11 protein-coding genes are annotated in these 16,217 nt (G+C 33.8%); all 11 read right to left on the minus strand.

What is annotated here, in order from left to right; all coding sequences use genetic code 11:
• Entirely contained in the window at window positions 1-981 is a 981-nt protein-coding gene (gene hemB, locus NKR20_RS11950) for a porphobilinogen synthase (protein ID WP_121212810.1), read from the minus strand.
• Window positions 978-1,739, minus strand: a complete 762-nt coding sequence (locus tag NKR20_RS11955; RefSeq protein WP_253426926.1) for a uroporphyrinogen-III synthase — start codon at window positions 1,737-1,739, stop codon at window positions 978-980. Before NKR20_RS11955 ends, hemB begins: the two co-directional genes overlap by 4 nt.
• Entirely contained in the window at window positions 1,732-2,661 is a 930-nt protein-coding gene (gene hemC / locus NKR20_RS11960) for a hydroxymethylbilane synthase (RefSeq protein WP_253426927.1), read from the minus strand. Before hemC ends, NKR20_RS11955 begins: the two co-directional genes overlap by 8 nt.
• A gap of 19 nt (window positions 2,662-2,680) precedes the next feature.
• A complete protein-coding gene (gene ccsA, locus NKR20_RS11965; RefSeq protein WP_253426928.1) occupies window positions 2,681-3,508 on the minus strand; it encodes a cytochrome c biogenesis protein CcsA in 828 nt (275 codons plus the stop codon).
• A 152-nt stretch (window positions 3,509-3,660) separates the two neighbouring features.
• Window positions 3,661-5,019, minus strand: a complete 1,359-nt coding sequence (hemA, locus tag NKR20_RS11970; RefSeq protein ID WP_253426929.1) for a glutamyl-tRNA reductase — start codon at window positions 5,017-5,019, stop codon at window positions 3,661-3,663.
• Between the two features lie 372 nt (window positions 5,020-5,391).
• Window positions 5,392-8,244, minus strand: coding sequence for a VWA domain-containing protein (locus NKR20_RS11975; protein ID WP_253426930.1), 2,853 nt, complete (start codon window positions 8,242-8,244; stop codon window positions 5,392-5,394).
• A gap of 14 nt (window positions 8,245-8,258) precedes the next feature.
• Window positions 8,259-9,722 (minus strand): S-layer homology domain-containing protein, encoded by a 1,464-nt coding sequence (locus NKR20_RS11980; RefSeq protein ID WP_253426931.1) that lies wholly within the window; start codon window positions 9,720-9,722, stop codon window positions 8,259-8,261.
• A gap of 68 nt (window positions 9,723-9,790) precedes the next feature.
• Entirely contained in the window at window positions 9,791-11,455 is a 1,665-nt protein-coding gene (locus NKR20_RS11985) for a DUF5666 domain-containing protein (protein ID WP_253426932.1), read from the minus strand.
• Window positions 11,456-11,650: 195 nt separating this feature from the next.
• Window positions 11,651-12,235, minus strand: a complete 585-nt coding sequence (gene yihA / locus NKR20_RS11990) for a ribosome biogenesis GTP-binding protein YihA/YsxC (RefSeq protein ID WP_253426933.1) — start codon at window positions 12,233-12,235, stop codon at window positions 11,651-11,653.
• Entirely contained in the window at window positions 12,236-14,557 is a 2,322-nt protein-coding gene (gene lon / locus NKR20_RS11995; protein ID WP_121212804.1) for an endopeptidase La, read from the minus strand. It abuts the gene before it with no gap.
• Window positions 14,558-14,846: 289 nt separating this feature from the next.
• The gene (gene clpX, locus NKR20_RS12000) at window positions 14,847-16,115 is read right to left on the minus strand and encodes an ATP-dependent protease ATP-binding subunit ClpX (protein ID WP_253426934.1); all 1,269 of its coding nucleotides are present in this window, start codon (window positions 16,113-16,115) and stop codon (window positions 14,847-14,849) included.
• Between the last annotated feature and the right edge of the window lie 102 nt (window positions 16,116-16,217).

Raw genomic sequence — 16,217 nt, forward strand, 5'->3', positions numbered from 1 at the left:
TTATTTTCCCTCCAACCAACGAGCAACATCTTTTGCATGGTAAGTTAAAATTAAATCTGCACCTGCACGTTTCATACCTAGTAAAGTTTCCAGTACTACTGGTTTTTCTTCAATCCAGCCATTTTGTGCAGCTGCTTTAATCATCGCGTACTCACCAGATACGTTATAAGCAACAATCGGTAAATGATAATTGTTGCGGACATCTCGAATAATATCTAAATAAGATAATGCTGGTTTCACGATTAAGAAATCTGCACCTTCTTCAATATCAGATTCAGCTTCACGGAATGCTTCTAAACGGTTAGCAGGGTCCATTTGATACGTTTTACGGTCGCCAAATTTTGGAGCACCTTCTGCAGCTTCACGGAATGGACCATAATAGCCAGAAGCATATTTTACAGCATATGACATAATTGGAACATCTTCAAAACCTGCTTCATCTAATGCAACACGAATTGCAGCAACAAAACCATCCATCATATTAGAAGGAGCAATAATATCAGCACCAGCTTTTGCTTGAGAAACTGCTGTACGTGCCAAGATATCTAATGAAGGGTCATTTAAAATCTTCTCACCTTCAACTACTCCACAATGTCCATGATCTGTAAATTCGCAAAGACAAGTATCTGCAATTACAAGTAACTCAGGGTGACGCTCTTTAATTAAGCGAGTTGCTTCTTGAACAATCCCGTGATCATGAAAAGCACCTGTTCCAACAGCATCTTTTTCTGCAGGGATACCGAATAAAATAACAGATGGAATTCCTAATGAAACAACTTCATCAATTTCTTCCTCTAATTTATCTAAAGAGAATTGGAAAACACCAGGCATTGATTTTACTGGGTTCTTAATATTTTCCCCTTCCACTACGAAAATAGGGTAAATTAAGTCCTCTTTATGAAGATATGTTTCTTTTACCATTGAACGCATTGTAGCAGATGAGCGTAAACGGCGATGTCTTTTAAAGTTTAAATTTGTCATTGATTCGCATCCTCTTTCTTTACTATTTCTTCAATAACAGATTCCATTGTATAAGTTTTTGGTTTATATGTAACGTCCAAGCCATTGCGATGTAATGCAGCCTCCGTAATATGACCAATTGCTGCATATTTAACATTTCGTTCCTTAATTACAGGCGCTATATGTTTCGCATAAACATCTACAGCAGACGGACTTGCAAAAATAATTATTGGCCTTTCAACAGTTTGAATTAAGTGAATTAGTGGATCCACTGTTGCAAGGTTTTCAACTGTTTCATATACATTCCATTCTTTTATGCGAAAAGGTAACCCTTTTTTCAAAGTATCTTTTGCTTTCTTCCCACGCACAAACAAACATCGAGGGTTATTGCCAGCTATAGCAGGGAATTCTTTTACAAATACATCTGCACTATATACAGAAGGCATGAAATTTACTTGAAAACCATGATATTCAATTAATTCTGCTGTTTTTTTACCGACAGCTGCAATTTTACCTTTAAATTCAGTTGGTTTAACGCTGTTTCGCCTTAATTTATCAATAAAGACTTTAACAGCATTTTGACTAGTAAAAATAAGCCAATCTAGGTTTCTTGCCATTTGTATTTGAATATGATCATATGGTTCTATAATTTCTTTCGTATCAATAAGTGGATAGGCAAGTGCCTCTCCACCTAATGAATGAACTTTTGAAAGGATTGAAGTTGTTATTTTAGTACCTGTTACAACAACCGTAATTCCTCTTAAAGGGAAATTATGCATTTTCTTCAGCCTTCACTTTTTGAATGAGATCAAAGGCTCCTTGCTCTGTTAAAATCTTCGCTAGTTCTTTTCCTAATTCTTCAGGGTTATTACCTTTTATCGTTTCTTTATAAATGATAGATGCATCAGGAGCAGCTACTAAACCTGTTAATGTAATTTCATCACCATTTGTCGTAGCATATCCAGCAATAGGAACTTGACATCCACCATCCATTGCAGCTAAAAATGCGCGCTCAGCATGGGCTTCGTTCCAAGTTGTTTGATCTGTAATTTTCGCAAGGGCTGCTAATAATTCTTCATCATCAGCTCGGCATTCAATTCCTAATGTACCTTGAGCTACTGCTGGTAAACATATATCAACATCTAGATATTCAGTCACAACGTCATCATTCCAACCAAGACGTTTTAAACCTGCTGCTGCTAAAATAATCGCATCATAATCTTCATTCTCTAATTTTGATAATCGAGTATCAACGTTTCCGCGAATCCATTTAATCTCAAGGTCAGGTCTTGCCTGTAAAAGTTGCGCACTACGTCTTAATGAGCTTGTTCCAACAACAGCACCTTTTGGAAGATCGGCAAATTTAACATGATTTTTTGAGATAAATGCATCACGAGCATCTTCGCGTGGAGGAATACAACCAATTACTAATCCTTCAGGCAAAATGGCAGGCATATCTTTCATTGAGTGAACAGCAAAATCAATTTCTTTATCGTAAAGGGCTTGTTCAATTTCTTTAACAAATAACCCTTTTCCACCTACTTTAGATAATTGAACATCTAAAATACGGTCACCTTTTGTCACGATTTCTTTTACTTCGAATTCAAAAGGAGCACCTGCATTTTTTAATTCATTAATAAACCAATTTGTTTGTGTTAATGCTAATTTACTTTTTCTTGATCCTACGATGATTTTTCGCAATGTAAATCCTACCTTTCTGCTAATACCAAATGTGGAAGTTTGAAAGCTTGCTTCCTAAGAAGAAATTTATAACTACAAGTAAAAATGTATATATTTGAGCCCATGCAAAATTCAATCCTGTTAATTTTCCACTTCGATGTAAAACTAAAACGATTAAATAAATAACCATTATGACAAAGGATCCAATGATTTTAGTATCAAGTATAGATAACCCTTCTAATTTTAAATAAGCCCACTCTAAACCCAATAATAAGCTTATAAAGATAATTGGTATCCCAACGACAATTGAATACGTCATCCATTGACCCATTTGATGTAAGCTTGGTAATCGAGACCACATTTTGGGAAACTTTTTCTTTTTCAAAATATTGTACAAGATTAAATACAACAATGAAAAAACAAAGGAAAGTGTGAACGCTGCATAGGATAAAATAGCAAATGAAATATGAATAAACAGCATTTCTGATTCTAAAGATTCTACTAAAGGATTTCTTACTTGATTTGGAGCAAACAAATGAATTGTTACAAAGATAAAACCTAAAGCATTTATTAAAAATACAGGTAAATCGACCCGTACAATACAATGCAAAATAATAGAAATCGTAACTAACAACCAAGCATAAAAATATATACCTTCAGATAGTGAAAGTATTGGAAAACGCTTTGTTACCAAAATGTTCAACAAAAAGAAAGAAGTTTGTAAAATCCATACGACCGAAACAAACCAAAAGGCTACCCGTCGTACTTTTACTTGTTTAAAGAAAAAATCAATAAAATAACAAACAATCCCGATTGCATATAGGACAACCATTATTTCATAAAGTCTAGCCATCACTATTTGTGTCATGTAGCAACCCTTCTTTATCTTTAACAACTTTTACTACAGTAATACGAAACATTTAGAATTTCAGTAAAATTTATGTAAAATCCCAAAAGAATAAGCGTTTACGTATCTATAGTTTACCATACAGATACGAAAACGCCTCACATTCTTTCTCCTTAATATGACAATTTTCGATTTAAAATTGTCTCTTTTTGTGAACTTACTGCTTGTACAACTTCTCGGTTTTGTTGTTGAACCTCTTCTTGTACATCCTCTTCAATTCCAAATATTTGTTGGAACAATTGAAGTTGTTGGCTAGCCTTTGGTGAGTTTGCCAATTCTTTTGCTTGTAAAATTGGTTCCTTTAATAATTGGTTAATAATCGATTTCGTATGTTTGTTTAATATTTTACGTTCACGTTCAGTTAAATTCGGCATTTTGTTTTCAATACTAACCATTGTTTCTTGCTGAATTTTATTTGCTTTTTTACGTAACGCAGAGATAACAGGGACAACGCCTAAAGTGGCAAACCAATCTTTGAATTGTACCACTTCTTGTCCAATCATATCAGTAATTTGTCTTGCAGCCTGCTCACGTTCAGCTAAGTTTGCTTCTACAATTCCTTGTAAATCATCAATGTCGTATAAGAAAACATTTGGTAAATCACCAATGCGTGGATCTAAATCGCGTGGAACAGCAATATCAACCATGAATAATGGCTTACCTTTACGCAAACGTTCTACAAATTGCATTAATTCGCAATCAATTACATAATCCGTTGAACCAGTTGAACTAATCAGAATATCAGCTTCAAGTAGTACACATTGTAATTCTTGCATTGATTTTGCATTACCTTCAAATTTAGATGCAAGGTGTTTTGCTTTTTCAAAAGTACGGTTAACAACGGTTACTTTACCAACACCATTCCCGTATAAGTTTTGAATCGCAAGTTCCCCCATCTTACCAGCACCCAAAATTACTACATGTTTATGTTTTAAGGAACCAAAGATTTTTTTCGCTAATTCTACTGCGGCATATGAAACAGATACTGCGTTTTCATTGATAGTTGTTTCACTATGTGCACGTTTTGCAAACGTAACTGCTTGCTTAAATAATTGGTTATAAATAGTACCAGTTGTCCCTACTTCTTGAGCTTCTAAAAAGCTTTTCTTAACTTGTCCAAGAATTTGAGTTTCACCTAATACCATTGAATCAATTCCCGCTGTCACACGGAACAAATGATGAAGAGAGTCGTCATCTTCACGGATATAAAGATGTGTATCAAATTGATCAACTGGAATATTAAACCATTTAGATAAGAATTGTTTAATATAGTAGCGACCTGTATTTAACTGATCGACAACAGCATATATTTCAGTTCGATTACAAGTTGATACAATGACGTCTTCTAATATACTTTTTTCTTTTTTCAACGCTGCCATTGCATCCGGTAATTCGCTTTCAATAAACGACAATTTTTCTCGAATTTCGACTGGCGCAGTTTTATAATTCAAGCCTACTACAAGTGTATGCATGAACTTTACACCTCACACGTTCTTTTTCATAAATTCTATTCTAACACAAAGATTGCATAAACCAAACTTTAATTATGAATAAGTTATGACGACATTTACAAATTAGAATAATTCTAAAGTAAGTCTAACAAATATCTATAGTACTTTCAATGAAATTCACTCAGATGTCGAATTTAAAGAAGTATTTCATATACATATTTATATTGTAATACATAATGCGACAGAAATAAACTACTTATTGATATTTAGTTTTTCTTAATAGTAGATATTTTATCCAGTCAAAGTAAACAATGTTTTATATGAGGAAAACATAAAAAGGTGACTGGAAAAGTCTATTTCATCGACTTTCCAGTCACCTAAATTTAATAATAACTATAATTGATCTACTCTAACAGTTTTTTTACCTATTATATTACCGTTCTTATCAAAGGCTAAAAATTCAACATCTAAATTTAAATAGTATGTTCGATGCATCTCAGCTGGATAGTTTGCCCGAAATACACCTTGTCCTCGTTCAATTAAATCGTATTGATACTGACCATGTTGTGATGAGAATCGAACAGATACTTTATCAATATTGCTACAAACTGGGTTTGTTGTTGCATGCATCATAAAATCAGGATAACGTAATCTCGCTTCTGCCTCATCAAATACATTATCTATAGGACAAACATCTGTAGAAACAGTTGTGCCACAAAGTATAGCATCAATGATTTTCTGGTATATACCATGTAAATCTAAAACATCTTCTATATAGAAGAATTGACCACCCGTACCATTTGAAATTTGTTGCATTAATGCAATACTGCTTTTACTCTGTTTACCCACTAATACAGTGTGAATCGTAACATTTTTATCTTTGGCATCTTTAATAATTTGATTAATTTGACTTGGTGAAGATTTTCCGTCTGATAATAATAGAACGTATCTTGGGAGATTATCACTTGAGAAATTACTATAAGTTTTTTCTAAACCTTTTGCAATATTTGTTCCACCCTGAATTGTCTTATCTTGATAAATTGGCGGATTTTCATCAGTTACAGTAGGTGCATTGCCTTTGTCTTCTAATGTCCCTGAAGTATTAAAACGTACCGCAACATTATACTCTTCATTTAAATGTTTAATGAGTTGTTTTGTTTTAGCACCAACATAGTTTTCAGGGTCAACTTTTAACATCGAACCGGATTGATCGACAACAAACCCAACTTCGACATCTCGTTCGCATCGTTTATCATTGAAAACAGGGTTTGTAAAGACAGTTTTAGTAATTGGCGTATCTAAAAGGTTAGCGAAATTAGTTTTATGGCTACTATTAGGAACAGAAGAACTTGGAATCTGAACGGAAACTTTTGATTCTCCATAATTAAGGTTAGAGTCTGATTCTAATGTAGCAGTACCATTACTAAATCTAACTGTTTTGGTAATTCCATTAAATTCAACAACAGCATCTCCTGAGAATGAAGAAGCTTTAAATCCACCCTTTTCAATCATTGAAATTGTGATTTTTGTATATGGTTTTCTATTGGTATCTACTTCCGGTGTGTTGGGATTTTGAGGTTGTGCTCTATCCTGTTCGGTTTTTAATTGATCAACAATTCTTTCATCATCTAATAGTTTATTAATTTGCTCCCTATAAGTTCTAAGTGGTGATAACAAATATGCTTTATCTGTATCTAGTAGAAAATCATACATTGATTTTATAGCTTTAACACTATCATAGTGAGTTAGTGTAACGTTGTTAGGTAGTAAACTAATTAAATATAATACTTCCTTTGAATTAAATGATAAATCTTTATCTGGATAATAGTCTTCTAACCAGCTTGTATTAATATTATAAACTGGCCATCCTTCAAAGTTTGTATAATAATATACAGAAATAGACCAATAAGAATTATTAATTACTTGCTCAAATAACCATTGAGGTATATTAATCCCATTAATTTGTAGAACTGCGTTATTATATTGTGCAGAATCTACATACTGTTGAATATCCCTTCCAGTAAATGTCTTTGTTGTAGTGTTAATCGAAATAATATTTACTAATCCTTGAGAAAACTTTGGTAATACTGGAAGAATTGGATTACCCCGATCATCTATAATAGGGTTTTTATTAACATCTCCCCAATCCCAATCAGGCTGCTTCGGATCATAATATTCATACTCAATACGCACTTCAGGTCTTGGTTCGTACGTTACTGGGATTTCAATTTTTCTAATATGATCGTATTTGGAGTTGTTATTATTTTGTAATTCTAAAGTAATCGTATCGCTTAATGTCGTCGTACTTCTCTTACCTTCTACATAAAAATTGACTTCTCCACCATCCGATACAATGAATGTTGAACCTGTTTGTTGGCTAGTTGGACTTTTTCCTAAATCCGTATTTAACTTAGAAGTCACCTTAAACGTCAATGTCTCTTCATATGGAATTTCATTTCCATACTTATCCTTTAATTCAATTGTAATTAATGAAGATTCATAGCCATTTGCAGTAATTACTGAATCTCCTTTAATCGTCACAGCTTCACTTTGTGTAACAGTATTAGTAGATGAATTCCCACTACTAGGTGGTTGTGTAGCAGTTCCTCCTGTATTTGACGGAGGCTTTAATGTCACAGTTCCAGTGTTCGTAAAATTTGGTGGTAGTGTTATTTTGTCATCGTCCCGTCCAGCTGCACTTCTTTGTAATCCTTCATAAGATAGTAAGTTGTTACTATCTATGCGATATAAAAATACCGCTAAATCACCGCGTGTTAGATTATTGTACGGTTTATAGTCATTGTAAGTTTTCTTCTCAGACGTTCCTGTTGTAATTTCGTTCATATATAAATATTGCACTGCTTCAACAAATGATAAATCCATTCCATTTAACGCTGCCACTATTTTAGCAAACTGTCCACGTGTAACATTTCCGTCCCATTTTAAAGGCAAGTTTAAATCGCTGTAAAAGGAGTAAACGTCATTCTCTGAATATGAACTCGAATAATAATTAGGATCTAGCTTTGCAATAGCACGTAATAATTGATATTCCGTTACATAAGAATTTGGTGAAAACTTATTCCCTGAAACTGTTGGAATTATCTTATTATCTACTGCCCAATTAATAGCTTTATATTTTGAGTCAGTCGTTTTTACATCATTCAATTGTGCCGCTTCTGTAACAATCGGAGAAAAACTTGAAAATGTCAGAATCGCACATATTAATATAACGAAAAGTTTTTTCATCTACCCATCACCCCTTAGTCGAAGAAGAGTATGTCATCACGATAATTTTGCTGTAAGTCATTTTCTAAATATTCTAGGAATCTCACAATAATTGCGGCTGCTTGAGCACGAGTTAATTGTTGTTTCGGATTGAATCTTCCTGTTGTAGTATCCCCTGTCATTAATCCTAATTCCGTCGCTACATAAACAGCATCACGAGCATAATCATAAATTTGAGCATCATCTCTATAATTCGTTTTATAACTTGGATCTGGTGCCTTTGTTTCTAACCCAAGTGCTCGAACTAAAATTGCCGCTGCCTGTTGACGAGTCAAATACCCTTCTGGATCAAAAGTTGTTTTTGTCGTGCCTGTAATTATTCCTTTATCAACAGCAGAAACTAGATAATTATAGTCTTTTGCTGTTCGCTTCACATCTTTAAAAATACTTGCTGTTTGTGTCTTCTTTTTCTTTTTATCATCTTCCAATACTCGTAAATCTACTGCTTTACCAATTGCAATAGCAAAATCATAACGTTGCATCTTTGCATTTGGCGAAAAGAAATTCGATTGCTCATCTAAAATCCCTAATGAATAAAGCTTTTCGATTTCATCCTTTGCCCAGTGAGAAGAAAGATCGCGAAATTTTGGAACAATTAGTCGTTCTACTCTAGGTGCATGTTCAGTATTTAAATCAATCTTCCCTTTTCCGTAGTTCGGAAGATCATAAGTATATTCAGAGATAGAGTTAGCATTACTAATAACAGAATATCCACCATAAAAACTACCTAATGAGGCTGGATTTTTTTCATAGTTTAAAACACGGGATTTTGTTGAGGATACACGGTTTTTCACATAACCGACAGCCCCATTATCAAAAGTAATTTGGTACTCAGTGATTTGTGTATCTGTTGCACCCCAGAAGTTTTCATAACCAACGTTTTGATTATCTATTTCAACTGTAATCGTTTGTGCTTTTATCCCTTTTTTTGTATCACCTTTTGTTGTATATGTTTTTCTTGCTAAAGCATTTCCTGAATAATAGTCTGAAGCTGGTCGCTTATCTGTTACTGCACCTTTTGTAAATTGATAATCTGATAATTCGTACTTTACATCTCCAACTTGGATTGTTTCTTTTGCACTTTTTGAGACAACTTCCCCATTTGCGGTGCTTTGGCCAATTTGATCATAATTCGTAACCTTTGATATATATGTGTAGTTACGTGTTAATTTCTCACCATTCTGACCTGTTAGGGTTAAATTGAAGCTTTCTGTTAACTCGCCTTTCTTTTCATTAATTTTTTCACTAATTTTTATGTTTTTACTAGTTCCTGTAAATTTAATTGGTTTACCAGTAATAAACACAAGTTCTTCGTATGTATACTCGTTTTGAATACCGCCGTTAACATCTAATGCCTTGGCTTGTGCAAAATTAGGCACACTAATAATCGATAGCATCAAAATAGCAATGAGTGTTATTAATGATATTTTCTTTCCCATGAGTAACTTCCCTTCCTTTATAGAAAGAGCATGTGAAGGTTATTTAGTTCTCCACATGCCCTCAAAACTTATTCTTCGTTTAATAGAAGAACATGGCCATTAATTGTGTTTGTAGTAATCAATACTGCTCTGTCATTAACCCTAATATCTTTTGGTTCAATGACTTTGCCATCTCGAATAATTAATGCTTTGTTAATACTTACATTTGGCATTGAGCCCATTTCAGTCCATGAATTATCCATCCAGCGACTTACATTTTTCAATGTAACTTTTTCATTATCAGTCATTGTATCTACACTTTGTACTCGTCCAGATGAAACAACTTGTCCAACCCATTCTTTAGAGGTAATAAAGTGAATTGCTTGAATATGTCCATCTTTTACGTAGAAGTAGCCATAGTCTGAAATCTTCCATTTTAAATCCATATTCGGAATAACTCTTATCGTAGCACCACCATAGTTTTCTTCTGCGTGAGTACTATTACTAAATGAGAATTCTGTTGATTTCATTGATGTCCAAATATGATTTTGTAATTGATACAAGTTAGTTAATTTCACATCGTATCCTGAAACCTCTGATAATTGACCAAAGTATAGATTATGCGTATTTAAGTTTGGTGCCATAAATCCATCATTTGTAATGTTAATGACTTGAGCATAATTGCTCTTCGTTAATCCATCTGTTACTACAAAAGCTGTACCGTATGCAACAAGAGTTGATGGCTCAATTAAACGACCATGACGTACAAGAATAGTTCCTTCGTGGAAATTGATTTTTCCTGCATCTTTTAGACGGATAAACTTCGATGATATATTTACAGCCGTCATTGGCTCGTAATACGTACGCTCATAGTTTTCTAATACCATAATTTTTTGTACTATTTCTTTTCCAAATTGCTCGATTGTTACAAAATAAACATCGCTCGTACGATAGTTTTTTAAGTCATTTTTTGTAATTTTTTTATTCCCTGCATAAATTGGTGTGTTTTTTGCAAATTCAAATGTACTCAGGCTAGTACTATTTCGTGTGCCAAATAACCAGTTTACAAAAGGTTGTGCATTTTTAACTGTCATCTTATTAGAAGCAGTATTCACTGATTGGAATTCTGCTTTGTATAAATTTTTGATAACTATTCCTATTGTAACAATTTCCACTTCTGCTAAAACTGATGTTGTAGCAGTTGAAAATTTTAAATGTACTCGGTCTCCTTCGTAAAGAGTACTTAGATCAACAGAATCATTTCCTTTCAAGAAATCCGTATTCTTATTTACGTAGAAAGTTGTCTCACTACCTTGATCAAGTTTCACAACAATGAACATGCCATTCGGGTCTATCTTTGTCACAATACCTGACTTTTGTTTACTCTTTGGAATAATTTCTCCCTCTTCAACTTCGGAAGTTCCGCGCAATTCGGTAACTTTTCTTAAATTTACTTTCGCTTCAACTTTCATACCTTTCTTGAAGCCTTCAATCTTTGTTACGGTGTTATTAATGTATAAATAAGTACGATCGTCTATATTTAAGGTTGTCGTTTTACCTGCGCTATTTTTCAGCGTAATTTTACTTAGTTTTTTTTCAATGGTACCGTTCTTTAGTTCCTTTTCATCATATGTCACCTTAACAAATGTTCCTTTAAATGTTGTGGTTGCTGCTTCAACCTTTTGTGTGTAAGGAAGAGTAGCAATTATCAAACTAAAGAGTAGCGCTAGTATGTATAATGACTTTTTTGCCAAATGATAAACCTCCTAATAGATTAGTAGAAATATGAGAAATTATCCACCTAAAGTAATTATCGGTAGGAATTAGATATAATCCACTTTTCACCCAAAATTTCCATTAATTTTAGTATAACAAAAAAAGATGCTTTATTAAAACTGACTATAAAGCCAGTATTAATAAACCATCTTTAATAAAGAAGTATGTAGAAATTAGCCCATGCGTTTTTCAATTTCTGCCCAAGCTTGGTCAAAGCCATGACCAGTTTCAGATGAAAAGACAACAAGTGGATCATTTTTACCCATTTGCAATGTTTCTTTTACTACTTTTTTATGCTTGTCTAATTTACCCTTTGGAATTTTATCTGCCTTCGTTGCAATAACAATACTTGGGATATTGTAGTATTTTAAGAAATCATACATCATTACATCATCATTTGTAGGTGCGTGTCGTAAATCAACAATAAGGATAACAGCACGTAACTCTTTACGCGCTGTTATATATTTTTCAATCATTTTTCCCCAGGCTTCACGTTCTGTTTTTGATACTTTTGCATAACCATATCCTGGAACGTCTACAAAAAATAATTGATCCTCAATTTTGTAAAAGTTCAATGTTTGAGTTTTACCTGGCTTTGATGAAATTCTTGCCATTGATTTACGACCAATCATCTTATTAATAAACGATGATTTTCCCACATTTGATCTTCCTGCTAAAGCGAATTCTGGCAGTCCATCTTCTGGATATTGTTCTGGTTTAACAGCACTGATGACCATTTCTACGTTGTGGACTTTCATTTATTCAAAACCTCCAACAAGTGCTATTTTAAGCACTTCTTCTGCCGATGACACCGGTTTAAAAGTAAGCTGTTCGCGAATACTTTCCGGAATTTCATCAATATCTTTTTCATTATCTTTTGGAATAATAATTGTTGTTAATCCAGCACGGTGAGCACCTAATGATTTTTCTTTTAAACCACCAATTGCTAATACTCTTCCACGTAATGTGATTTCACCAGTCATACCAATCTCACGTTTTATTGCTTTATTTGCAATTGCTGATACTAATGCCGTCATCATCGTAATCCCTGCTGAAGGACCATCTTTCGGTACTGCACCTTCTGGAACGTGAATATGAATATCATGTTGTTCAAAGTAATCTGAATCAATTGCTAGTTTGTCGGATAATGAACGAACATAACTCAATGCAGTTTGAGCAGATTCTTTCATTACTTCTCCAAGCTTACCTGTTAGCATCAGTTTACCTTTTCCTGGAGTTAGTGACACTTCGATTTGTAAAGTATCTCCTCCTACAGTTGTATAAGCTAAACCTGTTGCTACACCAACTTGGTTTTCAGTTTCCGCTTGACCGTAATGGTAACGATGTTTTCCAAGCATTTCTTCTAACACTTTTGAATTTACCGTAACTCGTTTTTTATCTCCAGAAACAATGATTTTTGCAGCTTTACGGCATAATGCTGCAATTTGGCGTTGTAAGTTACGAACCCCAGCCTCACGAGTATAATAACGTATTAAATCAATAATTGCTTCATCTTTTATAGTCAGTTGGGATTTCTTTAAGCCATTTTCTTCAATTTGTTTCGGAATTAAATGATTTTTCGTAATTAAAGTTTTCTCAATTTCAGTATACCCTGGAATTGTGATTACTTCCATTCGGTCAAGTAACGGTCCAGGAATTGTACTTAAATCGTTTGCAGTCGCTATAAACATAACTTGAGATAAGTCGTAAGGTTCTTCAATATAATGATCGCTAAATGAATTGTTTTGCTCTGGGTCTAAAACTTCTAGCATCGCTGCAGAAGGATCTCCACGGAAATCATTAGACATTTTATCGATTTCGTCTAAAAGGAATACTGGGTTAATCGTTCCAGCTTTTTTCATGCCTTGAATAATACGCCCAGGCATAGCCCCTACATACGTACGACGGTGACCACGAATTTCAGACTCATCACGAACTCCACCTAATGAGATACGAACAAAGTTACGATCTAAACTTTCTGCAACAGAACGCGCTAAGGACGTTTTACCAACCCCTGGCGGACCAACAAGACATAAAATCGGACCACGTACTGAATTCATGAGTTGACGAACAGATAAATACTCTAAAATACGTTCTTTTACTTTTTCAAGACCATCATGATCTCGATTTAATATTTCTTCAGCGTGGTGTATATCAAGTCGATCTGTAGTTGTTTTTGTCCAAGGAATCGTAATTAGCCATTCGATATAGTTTCGAATAACACCACTTTCAGCACTTGCTGCAGGTAGTTTTTCATAACGATCTAATTCTTTTAATGCCGTCTTTTTAACTGATTCTGGCATTCCTGTTTCATCAATACGTTTTCGTAAATCAGCTACTTCACCAGTCTTTCCTTCTCTGTCACCTAACTCCGCCTGAATCGCTTTCATTTGTTCACGCAAATAGTATTCCTTTTGCGTGCGTTCCATTGCTTGCTTCACTTTTGAGTTAATTTTCTTTTCAAGATTCAATACTTCTTGCTCATCATGAAGTCGGATAATTAAATGATCTAATCGTTTTTTAATATTAAAAATGCTTAATACTTCTTGTTTTTCAGCAACTTTAAATGGTAAATGGGAAGCGATGATATCAGCTAAACGGCCAGGTTCATCAATGTCTACAACAGAATCAATTGTTTCTGTTGTAATTTTGTTCGAAGACTTTGCATACTTCTCGAAATAACTTATTAGTGTCCGCATTAAAGCTTCGATTTCAACATCTTTCGTTGTATCATCTTCATGTAGTTCTAAATCAACTACAGTGAAATCTTTTTCTTCTGTGTAATTTGTAATTTTTGCTCGGCTAATACCTTCAACTAAGATTCGTAAAGTACCATTCGGTAACTTTAACATTTGTTTTACATTCACGAGTGTACCGATTGAATATAATTCTTCTTGTTTAGGTTGTTCTACACGTAAGTCTTTTTGCGTTGCTAAGAATATTAAATTTTCATTCATCATTGCGTGCTCTAATGCAGCAACAGAACGAGCTCTACCAACATCAATATGTAAAACCATTGAAGGGTATACTAATAAGCCACGTAAAGGTAACAATGGAATATTTGTTTTCGTATTGCTCATGCGGGCGTTCACCTCCATCCAGATTTTCCGTATTAACCCGCGTCCATAGTATGTGATAAAAACAAAACATTTCACTTACATAATCATAGTAATTTTTGCAAATTTTAATTTCAAATCCTTCGTTAAAAAAAGATGGTATTACTATTTATTATGTAAAGAAAAAAATAATATTTGTATGTAAATCTTGGTAATGAAGAAATTTGAAAAAAAACTGACTTACGACCTAGCGGATTAACGCATGTTCGAAGTCAGCTTATTACTGTTTTATTCAACGCTGAACTTAAGCTATTTATGCTGAAGTTTTTTTGCCTTTTTTATTCAATTCAGTACCATCAGTTAGAATTAACTTTGGTGTAGCTTTCTCAGTAATCGTTTCTTCTGTTACGATACATTTTGCAATATCATCACGAGAAGGAAGTTCATACATCATATCTAACATTGTTGACTCAATAATAGAGCGTAAACCACGTGCACCTGTCTTACGTTCGATTGCTTCTTTAGCAATAGCTTTTAATGCCTCTTCTTCAAATTCTAACTCCACTTTATCAAGTTCAAGCATTTTTTGATATTGTTTCACCAAAGCATTTTTTGGCTCAGTTAAAATTCTCACTAATGCTTCTTCATTTAATTGTTCTAAGGATGCTAATACTGGTAAACGTCCAATAAACTCTGGAATTAAACCGAATTTTAGTAAATCCTCAGGAATTAATTGAGAAAGTAATGATACATTGTCATCATCTTGTTTTGTTGGATTAGAACCGAAACCAATTACTTTTCGACCTTGACGACGTTTAATAATCTGTTCAATACCGTCAAATGCTCCACCAACAATAAATAAGATATTTGTTGTATCTATTTGTAAAAATTCTTGATGAGGGTGTTTACGTCCACCTTGTGGAGGAACACTTGCTACAGTACCTTCAAGAATTTTAAGTAATGCTTGCTGTACACCTTCACCTGATACATCACGAGTGATTGAAGGATTCTCAGATTTACGTGCTACTTTATCAATCTCATCGATATAAATAATTCCTTTTTCCGCACGTTCAATATCATAATCTGCAGCTTGAATCAGTTTTAATAAAATGTTCTCTACATCTTCACCAACATAACCTGCTTCTGTTAGAGATGTCGCATCGGCAATTGCAAATGGCACATTCAAAATACGTGCTAATGTTTGTGCTAATAAAGTTTTACCACTACCAGTTGGTCCGATTAAAACAATATTTGATTTTGCTAACTCTACATCATCTATTTTACTGTTTGAATTTATACGCTTATAGTGATTGTACACAGCTACGGCTAGTGCTTTTTTGGCGCGCTCTTGTCCAATAACATATTCATCTAAAATTGATAATATTTCTTTTGGTTTTGGAATATCTTGAAAATCGATTTCTTCTTCTACTCCAAGTTCTTCAACTACGATTTCAGAACATAGCTCTATACATTCATCACAAATATATACACCTGGTCCAGCTACTAATTTACGTACTTGTTCTTGCGGTTTTCCACAAAAAGAGCACTTTAAATTGCCTTTTTCATCATTAAATTTGAACAATTTGCTTCACCCCTATTCAAGCAACAATCTTACAAGATTCTTAAGCCTTAATCAAATAGATTGTTTCGAGTTTGCTCATAATATAATTATTATAAGCAATTT

It is taken from the genome of Ureibacillus endophyticus (assembly GCF_024159215.1).
Taxonomy (GTDB): domain Bacteria; phylum Bacillota; class Bacilli; order Bacillales_A; family Planococcaceae; genus Ureibacillus; species Ureibacillus endophyticus.

Bases quoted from the DNA above. Each gene is read 5' to 3' on its own strand.
- hemB (WP_121212810.1), bottom strand. From the start codon at position 981: ATGACAAATTTAAACTTTAAAAGACATCGCCGTTTACGCTCATCTGCT.
- NKR20_RS11955 (WP_253426926.1), bottom strand. From the start codon at position 1,739: ATGCATAATTTCCCTTTAAGAGGAATTACGGTTGTTGTAACAGGTACT.
- ccsA (WP_253426928.1), bottom strand. From the start codon at position 3,508: ATGACACAAATAGTGATGGCTAGACTTTATGAAATAATGGTTGTCCTA.
- hemA (WP_253426929.1), bottom strand. From the start codon at position 5,019: ATGCATACACTTGTAGTAGGCTTGAATTATAAAACTGCGCCAGTCGAA.
- NKR20_RS11975 (WP_253426930.1), bottom strand. From the start codon at position 8,244: ATGAAAAAACTTTTCGTTATATTAATATGTGCGATTCTGACATTTTCA.
- NKR20_RS11980 (WP_253426931.1), bottom strand. From the start codon at position 9,722: ATGGGAAAGAAAATATCATTAATAACACTCATTGCTATTTTGATGCTA.
- yihA (WP_253426933.1), bottom strand. From the start codon at position 12,235: ATGAAAGTCCACAACGTAGAAATGGTCATCAGTGCTGTTAAACCAGAA.
- lon (WP_121212804.1), bottom strand. From the start codon at position 14,557: ATGAGCAATACGAAAACAAATATTCCATTGTTACCTTTACGTGGCTTA.